Raw genomic sequence first — 15,480 nt, forward strand, 5'->3', positions numbered from 1 at the left:
TGGCATCCTCAAGGCCGGCTCGCGGCCGGCGGTCAATCGGGATAGTCCCCGCGGCTTCGGGGTCCTTCACGGTCCTCGCGGGCAGGCCGTCCCACCACGCGCGGCCCGGCCGCAGCCGGACCCGCCGGGGTCGCGTCCGGCGCCGCCGCCGGTGTCCGCCGGGGTCTGGCCAGCAGCCGGCCGGCCACGATGGAGGCCTCGTAGAGCAGGTAGAGCGGCGCGGACATCAGCACCAGCGAGAGCGGGTCCTGCATGGGCAGAAGGGCCACGGCCACCAGGATCGCCACGACCGCGTGGCGCCGCCAGCCCGCCAACTGCGCGGGCGTCACCAGACCCAGGCGCATCAGGAAGAGCAGCACCAGCGGGAGCTGGAAGACCAGGCCCAGGCCCAGCATGATCTGGGTCAGGAAGGTCAGGTAGCTGGAGAGCGACCACTGGTTGCCGATGTCGGGCGTGGAGAAGCGCAGCAGGAATTCCGTGGCGACGCCCATGACGAAGTAGCCGAAGGCCGCGCCCGCCAGGAAGAGCACGGAGGCCACACTGACCACCGGCAGCACCAGCCGCTTCTCCCGGGCGTGCAGGCCAGGTGAGACGAAGCCCCAGACCTGCAGGAAGAGGTAGGGGCTGCCCAGCAGCAGGCCCGTGAACAGGGCCAGCTTCATGCGCACCAGGAAGCCCTCGGTGGGGCTGAGCAGGGCCAGCTGGCCGGCGCCCGGACCCACCCGGGCGGCCGCCTGGGCGAAGGGCCGGATCAGCAGCTCCTGCAGCGTGGAGGCGAACACAAAGCAAAGGGCCATCAGCGTCAGCACCACCACGGCGCTGCGGACCAGCACGCCGCGCAGTTCGTCCAGGTGCTCCCAGAAGGTCAGGTCACGGGAGCCCGGATTGGGCCGCGCAGCCGGGCGGCTCATAGGGAGTGCAGGGTCTCCACGGCCCCCACCAGGGAGTGGAAGACGGCCAGTCCGTCGTCGCTGCCCTGGGCCAGTTCGGCGGCCCGCTCGGGATGGGGCATCATGCCCAGCACGCGGCCGTTCTCCGAGAGCACGCCGGCGATGCCGTGCAGGCTGCCGTTGGGATTGGCCTCCGCCGACGCCCGGCCCTCCTCGTCGCAATAGCGGAACAGGATGCGGCGCTCGTCCTCCAGCGCCTCCAGCTCCGCGGGGTCGCAGACGTAGCGTCCGCCGTGGTGGGCGATGGGCAGGCGCAGCACGGCGGGCCGGTCCAGCGCCGCCGTGAAGGGCGTATCCAACCGCTCCACTTTCAGGTGCACGTCCTTGCAGAGAAAGCGCAGCCCGGCGTTGATCATCAGCGCGCCGGGCAGCAGGCCGGCCTCGCAGAGGATCTGGAAGCCGTTGCAGATGCCCAGCACCAGGCCGCCGCGCTGCGCGTGGGCGCGCACGTCGCGCATCACGGGGCTGACGGCGGCGATGGCCCCGGTGCGCAGGTAGTCGCCGTAGGAGAAGCCGCCGGGCAGGATGATCAGGTCCAACTCGCCCTGGATGGGCTCCTTGTGCCAGAGCATGACGGGCTTGAGGCCCAGTTTCTCCTCGAGCACCCAGCGCGTGTCGGCGTCGCAGTTGGAACCGGGAAAGACGACGATGCCCGTTCTCATGCCTCGGCCCCGGCGGGGGCGGGATCCGGCAGCGTCAGGTAGCTGGCGCTCCAGGACTCGGTGTTGGGATTCACCAGCAGGCGCTTGCAGATCTGCGCCACTTCGAGTTCCACCTCCGCCTGGCCCACGCCCTGGAAATCCAGGGTGACGAAGCGGCCCACCCGGCAGGCGTGGGCGGCCTCGAAGCCGAGGCTGGCCAGGGCGCGCAGAACGGTCTGCCCCTGGGGGTCCAGGATGCCCGCCTTGGGCATGATGCGGATCTGGGCCTGGATCATCAATCCTCCTGCGGGTGCTCTGCGCTGGGCGCGCGGCCCTGGTTATCTGTCATCCTGTGTCCATGTGCGAGGCGAAGCCAATTCCCTTCCCTCGCGCCCCGCGGGGGAAGGCGCGACCCGGCAACGCCGGGGCGCGATGGGATGGGGGCGCGCCCACGCCAATTGATCGCCCTCCCGGAGACTGCCGGGAGCCTTTGTTTTCCACCTTTCTGCTTGCGCCAGAAAGGTGGAGCCAAAGAGGCGCTTTTTCTCAACGGCCAGAGTCAGGCCACCTCCCGGTGGCCTTCCGCTGGCCGGCGATTGCGCTTCCTGCCGCCGTGTAGTTGGTTCCGGCTGACGCCGTCACCACCTGGTTCTGGTTCAGCCCCAGCGGGCTTCACCTCACGCACCCAGACACGTCCGCCTGTGCGACCCCTTCCCCCGCGAAGTGGGGGAAGGCCGGGATGGGGGGAGGGTCTGACGGTCGGGCCGCTTACCCATCCACCGGCAGGGGCCGGGTGCCGTGTTTTCCACCTTTCTGCTGGCGCCAGAAAGGTGGCGCCAAAGAGGCGCTTTTTCTCACCCGCCAGAGTCAGCCCGCCTCCCGGCGGGCTTCCGCTGGCGGCAGTTACGCCTTCCTGCCACCGTGTTGTTGGTTCCGCTTGAAAGCGTCACCACCTGGTTCTGGTTCAGGCCTTCAGGCCTTCACCTCACGTAACACAAATCGTCTTTGAGTCTCTGTGTCTTCGTGTTCACCCAGACTCCCGGTCGCGCTACGCACTACCCTAGCGCAACACACAATCCAATTCTCGTCTCTGTGTCTCTGTGCCTCTGTGGTGAAAGAACCTGGCGCGGCTAGAAGCGCGTGTGATCCGTCCACTCCTCGCCTTCCTCCTCGTCCTCCAGCACCACGGCCGGCTCGCGGCGCAGGTGCTGCACGATGGAGTAGCCGATGTAGCCCAGCGCGGCGGGGAAGAGCGCCATGGCCTGCAGGAACAGGATGCTGCCCACCGTCAGCACGAACAGGGTCAGGCGCGTCAGGTTGCGGTTGCCCTGGCGCAGGCTGAAGTAGGGCATGCCCTCGAAGCGCACACGGCTGATCATCAGGAAGGAGGCCACCAGCGCCAGCGGCAGGATGCCCGGCCGCCAGACCTCGCCGAAGAGGTCCAGGCAGAACAGCACGTAGGAGACGATCAGACCCGCCGCGGCGGGGATGGGCAGGCCGGCGAAGTGCGAGTTCTTCTTGCCCTCCACCGAGGTCTCCACGTTGAAGCGGGCCAGCCGGTAGCAGCCGAAGGTCAGCGGCAGGGCGGCCAGCAAGAAGCCCGCCAGGCCGAAGAGGTCGCCGCGCTCGGACCAATTGGAGAACTCCATCGTGTAGAGCAGCACGCTGGGGGCCAGGCCGAACGAAACGGCGTCGGAGAGGCTGTCCAGCTCCTTGCCGAATTCGCTCTGGCGGCCGATGGCGCGCGCCAGCTTGCCGTCCATGGCGTCCAGCAGCGCGGCGATCAAGATGAACCAGGCCGCGCGGCCCACGCCGGCGGGCTCGGCCCCGTAGCGGATCAGGCTGGCCACGGCGGCGAAGCCGAAGATCACGTTGAGGAAGGTGATCAGATTGGGCAGTCGTCCCAGTCGGTTCATGTCCATTCTCCCAGGATGCTCTCCCCCGCGCGCACGCGTTCGCCCAGCTGGACGCACAGCGTGCTCTCAAGTGGCAGGAAGTGGTCCATGCGCGAGCCCAGCTTGATGATGCCGTAGCGCTCGCCGCGCTGCAGGTCGCGGCCCTCCGCCACCTCGCAGACCACGCGCCGCGCCAGGAAGCCGGCGATCTGCCGCTGGGCCACGCGCCGGCCGCGCTCGTCCTCCAGCACCAGCAGGTTGGCCTCGTTCAACTCCGAGGACTTCTCGTGGAAGGCCATCAGGTACTCGCCCGGCCGGTAGACCACCGAGGCCACGCGGCCGGCCACGGAGGCCCGGTTGACGTGGACGTTGAGCGGGCTCATGAAAACGCTCACCTGGCGGGCCGGGCCGCCGATCTCCGGACAGTGCGCCAGCTCGCGGATCTGGATCACCTTGCCGTCGGCGCCCGCGAGGATGGCCCCCGGCCCGGCGGCGGAGGCGCGCTCGGGGTCGCGGTAGAACCAGGCCAGGAAGGCCCCCGCCGCCACGGTCAGCGCGCCCACGGGGCGCAGCCAGAGGGCCGCGTCCAACAGGCCGGGGCCCAGCAGCAGCAGGATGCCCGCCCCCAGGAAGCGGCTCACGACGGACCGGCCGGCGGGATGCAGTCTCATCAGCCCAGCACCTTTTCAAGCACGTCGCGGTAGGCCGACTCGGCGGCGGCCAGCCCGGAACGCAGGCAGTCGGAATCGTACTTGCGGCGCGTGCGGCGGTCCCAGAGCCGGCAGGTGTCCGGGCTGATCTCGTCGCCCAGCAGCAGCTGGCCCTGGTGGCGGCCGAACTCCAGCTCCACGTCCACCAGCTGGATGTCCCGCCGGTCGAAGAAGCTGCGCAGGACGGCGTTGATCTTGGAGGCCATCCGGTCCACGGCTCGCAGCTCGTCCTCCGTGGCCAGGTGGAAGGCCAGGCAATGGGAGCTGTTGACCGGCACCAGCCCGGCGCCGGGCCGCTTGTAGAACAGCTCCACCACCGGCACGTCCAGCAGCTGGCCCTCCTGGACCGGGAAGATCTCGGCCAGCTCCCCGGCGGCCAAGTTGCGGACGCGCACGGAGAGCGGCAGCATGTCCAGCCGGCGCACCTTCATGCGGGCTTCGCCGCTCATGGCCAGGAAGTGGTGGCCGATGTTGTAGCTCTCCAGATAGCGGAAGACCGCCTCCGAGAACCGCGCGCACACCTCGCCCTTGCCCTTGAACGGCGCCTTGAGCCGTCCGTCGGGCAGCTCGGCCAGATCCAGGAACTCCAGCTCCAGGGTGCTGGGGCCGTCCTCGTACACCCGCTTGGTCCGATGGGTCACGCCATTCTTGGCCACCGTTCCTCCAGTCTTCCCTTGCTCAGCGTTCGCGACGGGTCTCGGGCATGGTGCCGGCGCGCATGCCGATGGTCAGCACGCGGCCTTCGCGGAAGACCTCCATCACGAGGCGGTCCCCGACCTTGACGTCCGTGTCCGCGATGATGGTCTTGATGTCCCGCGAGGTGTTCACGGCCCGCCCGTTGAGCTTGAGCACGATGTCGTGGACCTTGAGCCCGGCCTGTTCCGCCGGGCTGCCCGAACTCAACTCCACCACCAGCACGCCGCCCTTGCCGCGATAGCCCAGCACCTGGGCCGTCTTGCGGTTCAGGTCGCGGATCCAGACCCCGGTCCAGATGTTGCGATCCACGTAGCCCTGGCCCTTGAGGTCCCGGACGATCTCCTGCACGCGGTTGGCGGGGATGGCGAAGCCCAGGCCCACGCTGCCGCCGTTCTGGCTGTAGATCATCGTGTTCATGCCGATGGCCTGGCCCTCGGCGTTCACCAGCGGCCCGCCCGAGTTGCCGGGGTTGATGGCCGCGTCGGTCTGCAGCATGCCGATGTAGACGCGCGCGTCGTCCTGGGCGCCGAAATCGCGGTCCACGGCGCTGATCACGCCCACCGTGACGCTGGGGCTGGAGCTGGAGAACAACCCGTAGGGATTGCCCACCGCGATGGCCCACTCGCCGATGAGGATCTTGTCCGAGTCTCCCATCTCCAGCACGGGAAAGCCGTCGCCGTCCAGGTCCAGCAGGGCGATGTCGGAGTTGTAGTCCGCGCCCACCAGCTTGGCGTTGACCTCGCGCCCGTCGGGCAGCGTCACGACGATCTTCTCTGCGCGGTGCACCACGTGCTCGTTGGTCACCGTCAGGCCGTCGGCGCTGATGATGAAGCCCGAGCCCAGGTTCTGCACCGGGTGCTCGATCACCCGGTCGGGGAAGAACTGGCCCCAGTAGGGGTCGCGGGCGAAGGGGCTGCGCTCGATGTAGCGCTCCACCTGCACCACGTTGATGCCCACCACGGCGGGCTCGGCCAGGGCCACGGCGCGCGTGATGGCGTTGTGCCGGCTCTCGGCCACCTGGCCCTGCAGGGCGGCGGGGCTTAAGTCCGCGCCGGCGCCAGCGCCGGGAGTCTGGGCGCGCATGGGCGTCAGGGTGCGCAGCAACAGCAGGCCCAGCACCATGCCAAGGGCCAGCCAGACGCCTTCCACCATTCGCTGCACGGCACGTCTCACTGGGCGCTCCTCCCCTTCCCCCTGCAAGGGGGAAGGCTGGGATGGGGGTTCACCGCATTCCTGTCATTTGCCGAGTGCCCTTGATTACCACCTTTCTGCCTGCGCCAGAAAGGTGGTGCCAAAGAGGCGCTTTTTCTCATCGGCCAGAGTCAGGCCACCTCGCGGTGGCCTTCCGCTGGCCGGCGTTTGGGCTTCCTGCCGCCATGTAGCTGGTTCCGCTTGAAAGCGTCACCACCTGGTTCTGGTTCAGGCCTACGGCCTTCACCTCACGTGACACAACTCGTCTTTGAGTCTCCGTGTCTTCGCGCTCACCAAGATTCCCGGTCGCGCGACTCTCTGCCCACGCCCAACATTCAATCCAATTCTCGTCTCTGTGCCTCTGTGTCTCTGTGTTGAGAGACCAAGCGCGAGAGAGAGATCAGGCCTGGGGGACCTTCTTCCAGTCATCCAGGAACTGCGCGATGCCCTTCTCCGTCAGGGGGTGGTGCGACAGCTGCTGGATCACCTTGAAGGGGATCGTCGAGATGTCCGCGCCGATGCGCGCCGCCTCCAGCACGTGGATGGGATGCCGCACGCTGGCCACGATGATCTCCGTCTCCAGCGCGTAGGCGTCGTAGATGCGGCGGATGTCCGCCACCAGGTCCATCCCCACCTCGCCGATGTCGTCCAGCCGGCCCACGAAGGGGCTGACGAAACTGGCCCCCGCCCGGGCGGCCATCAGGGCCTGCAGGGGCTGGAAGATCAGCGTCACGTTGGTCATGATCCCTTCGCCGCTGAAGACCTTGACGGCCTTCAGGCCCTCCACGGTCATGGGGATCTTCACGCAGACGTTGGCGTGCAGCTTGGCCAGCTCGCGGCCCTCGCGGATCATGCCCTCGGCGTCCAGGCTGATCACCTCGGCGTTCACCGGGCCGTCCACGATCTGGCAGATCTCGAGGATCAGCTCCTGGAAGGGCCGCTTCTCCCGGGCGATCAGCGTGGGATTGGTGGTCACGCCGTCCAGGATGCCGATGGCCGCCGCCTCGCGGATCTCCGCCAGGTTGGCGGTGTCGATGAAAAACTTCATGCCCTTCGTCCTTCCTCGTTGGGCGTCCCGGGGGGCCGGGAGGCCACAGATTGCGCCATTGTCGCAGCGGGCCGCGCGCGGACGGACCAGGACCGCCCCGCTTAGTCCGCCAGCCGCTGCGGATTCACCCCATCCTCAAGCCGGCTCCAGCCCTCGGGGCCGCCGGTGCTGAACTCTTCGTACACCACGCGCTCCAGGTACAGGCCCTGGGGTGGAGCCACCACGCCACAGCGGGCGCGTTCGCCCGTGCGCAGGACGTGCTCCAGCGCGCCGGGCTCCAGCCGTCCGCGGCCCACGTCGTGCAGGGTGCCCGCCAGGCTGCGCACCATGCTGTGCAGGAAGCGGTCGCAGCGCACGCGGAACAGCAGCTCGTCATCCCGCTCCTCCAGCTCCGCCAGCTGGAAATCGCACCAGGCCTGGGGAGGCAGCGAACCCGTGACACAAAAGCCCCGGCAATCCCGGCGCCCGCTCAGCGCGGCCAGTTCCGCGCGCATGGCGTCCACGTCCAGCCGGTAGCTGCTGCACCAGGCCAGCCGCCGCCGGAAAGGGTCCAGCCCGCGCACGAGCCGGTAGCCGTACTCGCGGGCCCGGGCGCTGAAGCGCGCGTTGAAGCCCGCGGCACGCTCGTCCACCCGCCGCACGTGGATGTCCGGCGGCAGGATGCGCCGCAACCCGCGCCACAATTCGTCCGCCCGCCGCGCGGTGAGCGCTGGAAAGCTGCACAGGCTGGCGCGCGCGTGCACGCCCGTGTCCGTGCGGCCCGCGCCGCTCACGTTCAGCGGTTGGGCCAGAATGCGCTCGCAGGCCGCGCGCAGCTCGCCCTGCACGGTGCGGCCCGTGGCCTGGATCTGCCAGCCCAGGAAACCCGAGCCCTCGTAAGCCAGCTCGATGGAAAAGGTTCTCGAACCGGGCTGTGGGGCCTGCAGCAGCACGCGGAAGCGCTCCTTTCACCTGCCGGCGGAATGCCCGGGAAAAGTACCACCGGAGGCGGGGAAAGCCAAGCCGGGGCCGCCTCCGGCAGGGCGTCCAGGGTCCGGCCGACGCGCCGGCCGGCGGGGCGGAGCGGGGTCCGGCGGCCGGGCTGGCAAAGGGGGGTGGAATTGTTGGGAATTTCTTCCCAAAAAAGAATGAATCCACCTCAAGACGCCGCGGCTGCCTGCCCGATAATCGAACGAAGCACCGGCATAGTTCTGCACAGAACGGGAGGATCCATGTTGTACACACTGATCGGCGCCTTGCTCGTCAGTCTGGGCGCGCTGGCCTGGAGCCTGCTGCGCCGCCCCCGGACCGACTCGAAGCCCGGGGCCGAAGACGAGCGCGGCGAGCGCATGCTGAACTCGATGAGTTTGCCTGTCATGATGATTGACAAGGACTTCACCATCGTCTCCCTCAACGCGGCCGGCGCCGCGCTGGGAGGCAAGCGAGCCCAGGACTACATCGGCACCAAGTGCTACGACCTCTTCCGCACGGGCCACTGCCGAACGGACAAGTGCGCCCTGGCCCAGGCCATGGCCCAGGGCGCGCCGGTCACCGAACGCACGGTGGCCAACCCGCGGCCCGGCCTCAGCGTGCCCATCCTCTATGCCGGCTCGCCTTTCCGAGACGCCCAAGGCCGGATCATCGGGGCCATCGAGCACGTGCTGGACATCTCGCACATCGTGGAGGCGCAAGGCGCGGTGCAGAGCGGCGCGGGTCAGCTTTCCAGCGCCGTGAGCCAGCTGGCCCAGATGTCGCACTCGGTGGACCAGGGTTTCGCCGACATGTCCCTCCAGGTGCAGGGAGTGGCCGCCGGGGCCCAGCAGATGAGCGGCAACTTCCAGACCGCCTCCGCCGCGGTGGAAGAGACCCACGGCATCTTCCGCAACCTGGCCGCGGCCACCGAGGAGATGAGCGCCACCATCGACGAGATCTCGCGCACCACGGCCGAGGCCAACGCGCGCACGCAGCACGCCGTCCAGCAGTCCCAGGGCATGCAGGGCCGCGTGCAGGCGCTCAACCAGGCCTCCAGCGAGATCGGCTCCATCGTCAACACCATCATCAGCATCTCCGAGCAGACCAAACTGCTGGCCCTCAACGCCACCATCGAGGCGGCCCGGGCGGGCAGCGCGGGCAAGGGCTTTGCCGTGGTGGCCAACGAGGTCAAGGACCTGGCGCGCCAGACCAGCGACGCCATCGTGGACATCCAGACCAAGGTTTCGGGCATCGAGACCACGGCCCGCTCCACGGCGGACGACATCCAGAGCATCACGGGCTACATCACGGAGATCAGCCACACCATGACCACCGTGGCGGGCTCCCTGGAAGAGCAGAACGCCACCACGCGCGAGATCTCGCGCAACATCGGCCAGGCCGTGCAAGGGATGAACGACGCCACGCGCAGCGTGTCCGACGCCTCCGCCGCTGCCCACGAGATCAGCCAGCGCATCCAGTCGGTGCGGGGCGGGATGGAGGACGTGGGCCGCCAGGTCCGCCAGGCCGGCGAGCACACCGGACAACTGCGCAGCCTGGGCGACAGCCTGGAGCAGGCGGCCCGGCGGCTGGAGAACTAGCGCGGAGCAGATGGTTGTGACACATGAGAAAGCCCCCCGATCCGTGGACCGGGGGGCTTTTGTGTGACAGGAGAAGGCGCGGTCTACTTGACCAGCAGCATGCGGCGGCTCTCCTCGTGCCCGCCGGCCTGCAACTGGTAGATGTAGACGCCGGAGGCCAGCGGACGACCGGCCGCGTCGCGGCCGTCGAAGATCCGCTGGTAGGTGCCCGTGGCCAGCCGGCCGTCCTCAAGCGTGCGCACTAGCCGGCCCTGCAAGTCGAAGATCCGCAGGCTGACCTCGCCGGCGCGCAGGATCTGGAAGTCGATCCGCGTGTCGGGATTGAAGGGGTTGGGCGTGTTCTGCGCCAGCTGGAACCCGCGGGCCACGGCGGGCGGGGACTCCACGTCCACGTCGCCGAAGGCCAGCCGCTGGGTGTAGATGTCCTTCAGGTCTTCCTTGCCCGAGGCGCGCATGTCCACCCAGGACAGGTAGGTGCCGTCGGCCAGGTCGTGGCTCAGCACGGGCTCGCGCTGGGTGTGGAAGAAGTTGAAGATCGTGCCCTCGTAGAAAGTATCCGTCACGTCGCCGCCGATGGGGTTCACGTGGGAGTCCCGGGCCCAGAGGTCCTTGTAGCCGGTGGTGTCGCCGATCTCCTCGGCGGCCAGCGCCAGCACCAGGCCGTTCCAGCCGCCGCGCGGCACCAGGGCCAGCGCCACGTCCTCCTGGGTGCCCGCGCCCACGGCCACGTTGGTCTCCGTCCCGGTCCAGGCCAGGCTGCCGTCGGACAGGATGTGCGTGGCGTAGACGTCGTCGTTGGCCGCGTTGGAGAAGTCCGTGTAGGCCACGTAGGCGCCGCCCTGCCCGTCGGAGATGATGACCGGCGTCTTCTGGGAGAGCGCGCGCATGTCGATCTGGGCCGTCCACTCCACCCCGCCGGCGGGGGACAGGCTGCGGGCGATCAGGTCGCTGTCGAAGACTTCCGCCGCGTAATCCAGCCAGACGCCCAGCAGGTTGCCGTGGTCCCCGGGGGCGCCCACGGCGCGCTCCTGCTTGCCCGTGCCGCCGGCGTAGCTCACGCCGCCCGCCGCCAGGACCGGCTGGCCCTGGGCGTTCACCAGCTGGGTGAGCACGTTGGTGTCCTGCCAGTTGCCCGAATCCCAGAGCAGCCAGGCGCCGCCGTCGGGGCCGGCCACCAGGTCGGTGAGCTTCTCGTGGATGGCGCTGGTGGAGGTGATGCGCAGGCCGTCGTCGCCCCAGAGCACGTTGCCGGCGGTGTCGAAGGCCTGGATGCCCACCTCGGCGATGAAGTTGCTGTAGTCCGTGTCCACGCCCGACCAGGCCACCAGGATCTGGTCGCCGTGCACGAGCAGGCGCGAGCGCTCCTGGTATTCGAGCCCGGATCCGGAGTCGAAGCCCGGCGTGACGGGACGCGGGGCGTCCCAGATGGGCTGGCCGCTGGCGTTCACGCGGGTCAGCCAGGCGCGCTGGGCGGACTCGGAGCCCACCTCGATCAAGACGTAGGCGCCGCCCGCGCCGTCGGCCGCGACCTGGAAGTTCTTCTGCCCCCCGTCGAGCTCCAGGGCCACGGGCACGCCGTTCTCCGGCAGCTGGAGGGCGCCGGTCAAGCGCGCCAGGTTCTGCATGTAGACGTGGGGGCCGCCCGCGTTGCGCGGGTCGATCCAGAAGACCAGGGCGCCGTCCGGCGTGGCCACGTTGCGCACCAGGCTGCAGGAGCCGGAGATGCCCCAGACGGAGTCATGGCCGGTCACAGCCAGGCTGCGCTGGCCGGCGGCGTTCAGGTGCTGGGAGAAAATGCCCAGGCTGCCGCGGCTCAGGTCGCCCCAGACCACGAACAGCCCGCCCTGCTGGTCCAGGCGCAGGGCCGGGGCGATGGCGTCGGACTCGAGATCCGCGCGGTCCACCACCACGGCGCCGTCCGCCGCCCACTGGCGCACGCCGCTGGAGTTCAGCCGCTGGGCGTAGATGGCGGAGTAGTCCTCGTCCCGGCTGTCCTGCCAGGTGAAGAAGGCGCCGCCGGCGCCGTCACCCAGCGCGCGGGCCTGCTGCTGGTGTCCGGCGGCCAGGCAGACGGGCACGCCGCCCGCGCCCCAGATCGCCGTGTTTGCCGTGCTGACCTTCTGGCAGTAGATGTCCGCCTGGATGTTGTTCGGGTCGTTGCGGTTGTCCTCCCACATGAGCAGCGTGGTGCCGTCGCCGGCGTAGCTCAGGCGGGGATTGTTCTCGCGGTTGCCCACCTGCGCCGCCACGGCCAGGCCGCCCTCGGCGAAGGTCTCCGTCAGGGAGGTGTTGAAGTGCTGCAGGTAGATGTCGCCCGCGTTGTCGTTCCGCAGGTCCACCCAGCTGACGAAGCAGCCCGTGCCGCCGTCCCAGGTGACCTTCACCGACTGCTGGCTGCCCGGCAGGCTGACCACGGGCCGCCCGCCGTTGCCGGCCACCAGCGTGCCGTTGGCCAGGACGTGCTCGATGTAGATGTCGTCGTCCGCCGCGTCGCGCTTGTCCACCCAGGCCAGGAAGGCGCCGCCGGCGCCGTCGTGCTCCATGGACATGGCTTCCTGGTCGCCCACCTCGCCCACCACCAGCAAGCCGTCGCTGCCGAAGGCGGCGGGCACGTCGCCGTCGGCCGTCACCCGGCTGACGTAGAGGTCCCAGGTGGAGTTGCGGTGGTCGGCCCAGGCCACCCACGAGCCGCCCGCGCCGTCGATGCACTGGCTCTTGGGCATGTTCTCGGAGCCGTTGGCGCAGTCCGTGCAGAGCGGAACGCCGGAGGCGCCCCAGGCCAGGGCGCCCGAGCCCGTGCCGTCCACCAGCCGGTTCACGTAGATGTCGCCGCGCGGATCGTCGCGGAAATCGATCCAGCTGACGATGGCGCCGCCGGCGCCGTCGCCGATCAGCACCGGGTCCTCCTGGCGGATCACGTCGTCGTTGACGATCAGCGCGTCCACCAGCCCGTGCTCGTCCGTGGTGCTCCAGACGGCCGGCTGGCCGGGGTTGGAGACATCGATCTTCTGGGCGAAGAGGTCGCGCATGCCGAAGCGCGTGTCCGACCAGCTGATGATCAACTCGCCGGGGCCGCCCTCCTCCGCCGTGCGCTGCCACTCGATGTGGTAGCCCTGGCGCACGGCCATGCCACTTTCACTGGACCAGTAGCGGGGGGGATCCACCGCGCGGGCGGTCGAGGCCAGCAACAGCAGCCCGGCCACCGCCGGCAGGCTTCGCAACCAGGTCCGGCACAGGGTCTTGCTCATGAGGCGTCCTTTCGGTTCAGTTCGTTGTTGTCTCAGTTGGCGCCCAGCGGATCCGCCAGGATCAGCAGACCCTCGTCCTCGTCGGCCACGTAGATGCGGCCGTGGGCGAGTTGCAGGCGGCGCGCGTAACCGCCCTCGTGCTGCCAGCGCGGCACGGGCCGGGAGGGATCGCGCAGGTCGGCGACGATCACGCCCTTGGAGCTGCTGGCCAGATAGGCGTGGTCGTCCTTGAGCTCCACGTCCAGCGTGGTGCCGCCCGGCCGCAGCACGCTGCGCAGGTAGGGCCGGCTGGGATCGCTGACATCCACCACGGCCAGGCCGCCGGAACCAAGCGCCACGGCCGCCAGCCCGTCCCGGACGGAGAGGCGCAGGGCGTCGCCGGGCAGGCGCAGGGTGGCCAGCTCGCTCAGGCGCATGGGCATGCGCGCGCCCTGGTGCTGGAAGATCTTCAACCCGTAGCGGCCGTCGGCCAGGAAGATCAGGTCGTCCACCACGTCCAGGTCGTTGCCGTCGTTCTCGTAGTCGAGGAAGGTGTCCACGTAGTCCGTGGTGGGGTTGGCGCCGTTGTGGAACCAGCGCGCCGGGCTGTCCGCCGGCAGGCCCGCGGGATCCAGCGGGAAAGCGTGCAGGCTCAAGCCGTCGGAGCGGTCGCTGTAGTAGAGGTAGGCCGTCCCGTCCTCCACCACCGTCTCCACCTCGTTGACGCCGCTGGCGAAAAAGGTGCGCATGTAGTGCGGCTGGTAGGGGTCCTGCACGTCGAAGACCAGCAGGTTGGTGGAGAGCTTCAGGAAGAGGTAGCGCTCGGCCAGCAGGTGGGCGGACAGATAGTCCACGTCGCCCGGGGCGTAGAGGCTGTCGATGCCGGGCGCGCCGCCCGCCGGGAAGGGCGCGGCCTCCGCGGCCAGGGGAAAAGTCAACACGCCGGCGCGCTGGTTGGCGGCCAGGTAGAGCACGTCCTGGCCCACCGCCACGTCGGCCACTTCGCCCCAGGCGTCGCCCCAGCTGCCCACCAGGCTGATTTCGCTCTGGATGGCGTCCTCGCGCTCGGCGCACGACTGCAACAGCCCCGCGCCCGCCAGGCAGGCGAACAGAATTTTAGACAATTTCATGTTGGCCCATTGTGTTTGCGTATATCGTTCCGCTGCGACCGGATGAGCGGGCCCATCCAGCTCAACCTTCCAAGCAAAAATCGTTCCAGTGAATTTCGCCCCCGGCGGCCCGGTTTTGCCCCGCCCTCGGGCCCAGCTGTAAACCGGACTTGACAGCCGGGTGCCCGCGCATCCCGCCCGGGGCCATTCCGGGGCCGGGATCCGCGCAGCCGCTGCGCTGGATCCGTCCTGCATTCAGAATGAAGCGGAGTCGCGGCCAGCGCCCTCAGATCCGGATCACGCGCTCCGCGCTGAACAGCACCTGAACGATCTGGCTCATGGTGCCCACTTCGCCGATGAGCAGCTGGTCGCGCCGCTGCAGGTCGTCCAGGCAGGTGCCGCAGCTGGCGATGCGCGCACCGCGGGCGGCCAGGATCCCCAGCTCCTCCAGAACGGGGCTGCCCGTGGTGGTCAGCAGGACGCCGTCGTTCACGCAGCCCACCATGTCCGGGGTGTGGGCGCTGGCCGCGAGTTCCTTGAGGAAGCTCTTGAGCAGTTTGCGGCCGAGGGCGTCGTCGCCCTGGCCCATGCGGTCGGAACTGAGGTAGAGCAGGGTCATGTGCCGGATCCTGGTTGGTGGTGGCTGTCTGAACCCCGGCTGGAGGCTGCCGATTCGTCAGCCACTGCGCTGACGGCCACCGTCCACCGGGAGCTGGACGCCGCTAAGGTAGGATGAGACCGGCGCCAGCAGGAAGACAGCCGCATGGGCGAACTCCTCCACGCGCCCGTAGCGCCCCAGCGGCACCTCCGCGCAGAGCCGCGCCTCCTGCTCGACGCGCGTGCGGCCCGCCTCCGCCGCCATGGCCGCCTCCAGGCTGCGCAGGCGCTCGGTGTCGATGAAGCCCGGCGCCAGGCTGTTGCAGCGGATGCCCTCCGGCGCCAGCTCGCGGGACAGGCTCTTCATCAGCGCGCCGACGCCGGGCCGCAGCACGTTGGAGAGCAAGAGCCCGTCGATGGGTTCGCGGGCGGAGCCCGAGGTCACGGCCACGATGGAGCCGCCCCCCGCCGCCCGCAGGTGGGGCCGGACGGCCCGGACCAAGCGCACGGCGGAGAGCAGGTTCAGCTCCCAGGCCGCCTGCCAGGCCGCGTCGTCCAAGCTCTCCAGCCCGCCCCGGGGCGGTCCGCCGGCGTTCACCAGCACGCCGTCCAGCCGGCCGAAGAGCCGGGCGGCCTCGTCCACCCAGGCCGCCAGGGCGGCCCCGTCGCGTAGGTCGAGGGCCCGGCCGTGGGCGCGGGGATCGAGGACGTGCAGGTCGTCCAGGGCCGTCTGCAGCCGGACGGGATCCCGGCCGCAGATGGAGACGCGGGCCCCCTCGCGGGCCAGCAGGGTGGCGGTTCCCAGTCCCAGTCCGGCGCTGCCGCCGGCCACCAGGAAGGCGCGGTCCTTCACCTGCAGGTCCATGC

General features: G+C 69.5%; 14 protein-coding genes. 1 reads left to right on the forward strand and 13 read right to left on the reverse strand.

Annotated elements, in window-relative coordinates:
• Window positions 1–32: 32 nt before the first annotated feature.
• The 9 genes from tatC to WC326_02700 all read right to left on the reverse strand — a co-directional run bounded on the left by tatC (window position 33) and on the right by WC326_02700 (window position 8,063).
• On the reverse strand, window positions 33–911 hold the full coding sequence (gene tatC / locus WC326_02660) for a twin-arginine translocase subunit TatC (GenBank protein ID MFA7329953.1): 879 nt from the start codon (window positions 909–911) through the stop codon (window positions 33–35).
• Entirely contained in the window at window positions 908–1,612 is a 705-nt protein-coding gene (gene purQ / locus WC326_02665) for a phosphoribosylformylglycinamidine synthase subunit PurQ (protein MFA7329954.1), read from the reverse strand. The genes tatC and purQ overlap by 4 nt, the downstream gene beginning before the upstream one ends.
• Window positions 1,609–1,887, reverse strand: coding sequence for a phosphoribosylformylglycinamidine synthase subunit PurS (gene purS / locus WC326_02670; GenBank protein MFA7329955.1), 279 nt, complete (start codon window positions 1,885–1,887; stop codon window positions 1,609–1,611). The genes purQ and purS overlap by 4 nt, the downstream gene beginning before the upstream one ends.
• Before the next feature lie 834 nt (window positions 1,888–2,721).
• On the reverse strand, window positions 2,722–3,507 hold the full coding sequence (gene pssA / locus WC326_02675) for a CDP-diacylglycerol--serine O-phosphatidyltransferase (GenBank protein MFA7329956.1): 786 nt from the start codon (window positions 3,505–3,507) through the stop codon (window positions 2,722–2,724).
• A complete protein-coding gene (locus WC326_02680) occupies window positions 3,504–4,157 on the reverse strand; it encodes a phosphatidylserine decarboxylase (protein MFA7329957.1) in 654 nt (217 codons plus the stop codon). Before WC326_02680 ends, pssA begins: the two co-directional genes overlap by 4 nt.
• The gene (locus WC326_02685; protein MFA7329958.1) at window positions 4,157–4,852 is read right to left on the reverse strand and encodes a phosphoribosylaminoimidazolesuccinocarboxamide synthase; all 696 of its coding nucleotides are present in this window, start codon (window positions 4,850–4,852) and stop codon (window positions 4,157–4,159) included. Before WC326_02685 ends, WC326_02680 begins: the two co-directional genes overlap by 1 nt.
• A 22-nt stretch (window positions 4,853–4,874) precedes the next feature.
• A complete protein-coding gene (locus tag WC326_02690; protein ID MFA7329959.1) occupies window positions 4,875–6,065 on the reverse strand; it encodes a trypsin-like peptidase domain-containing protein in 1,191 nt (396 codons plus the stop codon).
• 418 nt (window positions 6,066–6,483) lie between these two features.
• The gene (gene fsa, locus WC326_02695) at window positions 6,484–7,131 is read right to left on the reverse strand and encodes a fructose-6-phosphate aldolase (GenBank protein ID MFA7329960.1); all 648 of its coding nucleotides are present in this window, start codon (window positions 7,129–7,131) and stop codon (window positions 6,484–6,486) included.
• 101 nt (window positions 7,132–7,232) lie between these two features.
• Window positions 7,233–8,063, reverse strand: coding sequence for a tRNA pseudouridine synthase A (locus tag WC326_02700; protein MFA7329961.1), 831 nt, complete (start codon window positions 8,061–8,063; stop codon window positions 7,233–7,235).
• Between the two features lie 279 nt (window positions 8,064–8,342).
• Between WC326_02700 and WC326_02705 the strand changes: the two genes are divergently transcribed.
• Window positions 8,343–9,680, forward strand: coding sequence for a methyl-accepting chemotaxis protein (locus tag WC326_02705; protein ID MFA7329962.1), 1,338 nt, complete (start codon window positions 8,343–8,345; stop codon window positions 9,678–9,680).
• A gap of 83 nt (window positions 9,681–9,763) precedes the next feature.
• Here WC326_02705 and WC326_02710 read toward each other — a convergent pair whose 3' ends face one another.
• From WC326_02710 to WC326_02725, 4 genes are all read right to left on the reverse strand, one after another.
• Entirely contained in the window at window positions 9,764–12,928 is a 3,165-nt protein-coding gene (locus WC326_02710) for a FlgD immunoglobulin-like domain containing protein (protein ID MFA7329963.1), read from the reverse strand.
• Window positions 12,929–12,960: 32 nt separating this feature from the next.
• Window positions 12,961–14,037, reverse strand: coding sequence for a hypothetical protein (locus WC326_02715; protein ID MFA7329964.1), 1,077 nt, complete (start codon window positions 14,035–14,037; stop codon window positions 12,961–12,963).
• A 265-nt stretch (window positions 14,038–14,302) separates the two neighbouring features.
• Window positions 14,303–14,635: a sulfurtransferase-like selenium metabolism protein YedF gene (gene yedF, locus WC326_02720; GenBank protein MFA7329965.1), complete on the reverse strand. Its 333-nt coding sequence runs from the start codon at window positions 14,633–14,635 to the stop codon at window positions 14,303–14,305.
• Window positions 14,636–14,692: 57 nt separating this feature from the next.
• Window positions 14,693–15,478: an SDR family oxidoreductase gene (locus WC326_02725; protein MFA7329966.1), complete on the reverse strand. Its 786-nt coding sequence runs from the start codon at window positions 15,476–15,478 to the stop codon at window positions 14,693–14,695.
• Window positions 15,479–15,480 lie beyond the last annotated feature (2 nt).

Source organism: Candidatus Delongbacteria bacterium (genome assembly GCA_041675285.1).
Classification (GTDB): domain Bacteria; phylum CAIWAD01; class CAIWAD01; order CAIWAD01; family CAIWAD01; genus CAIWAD01.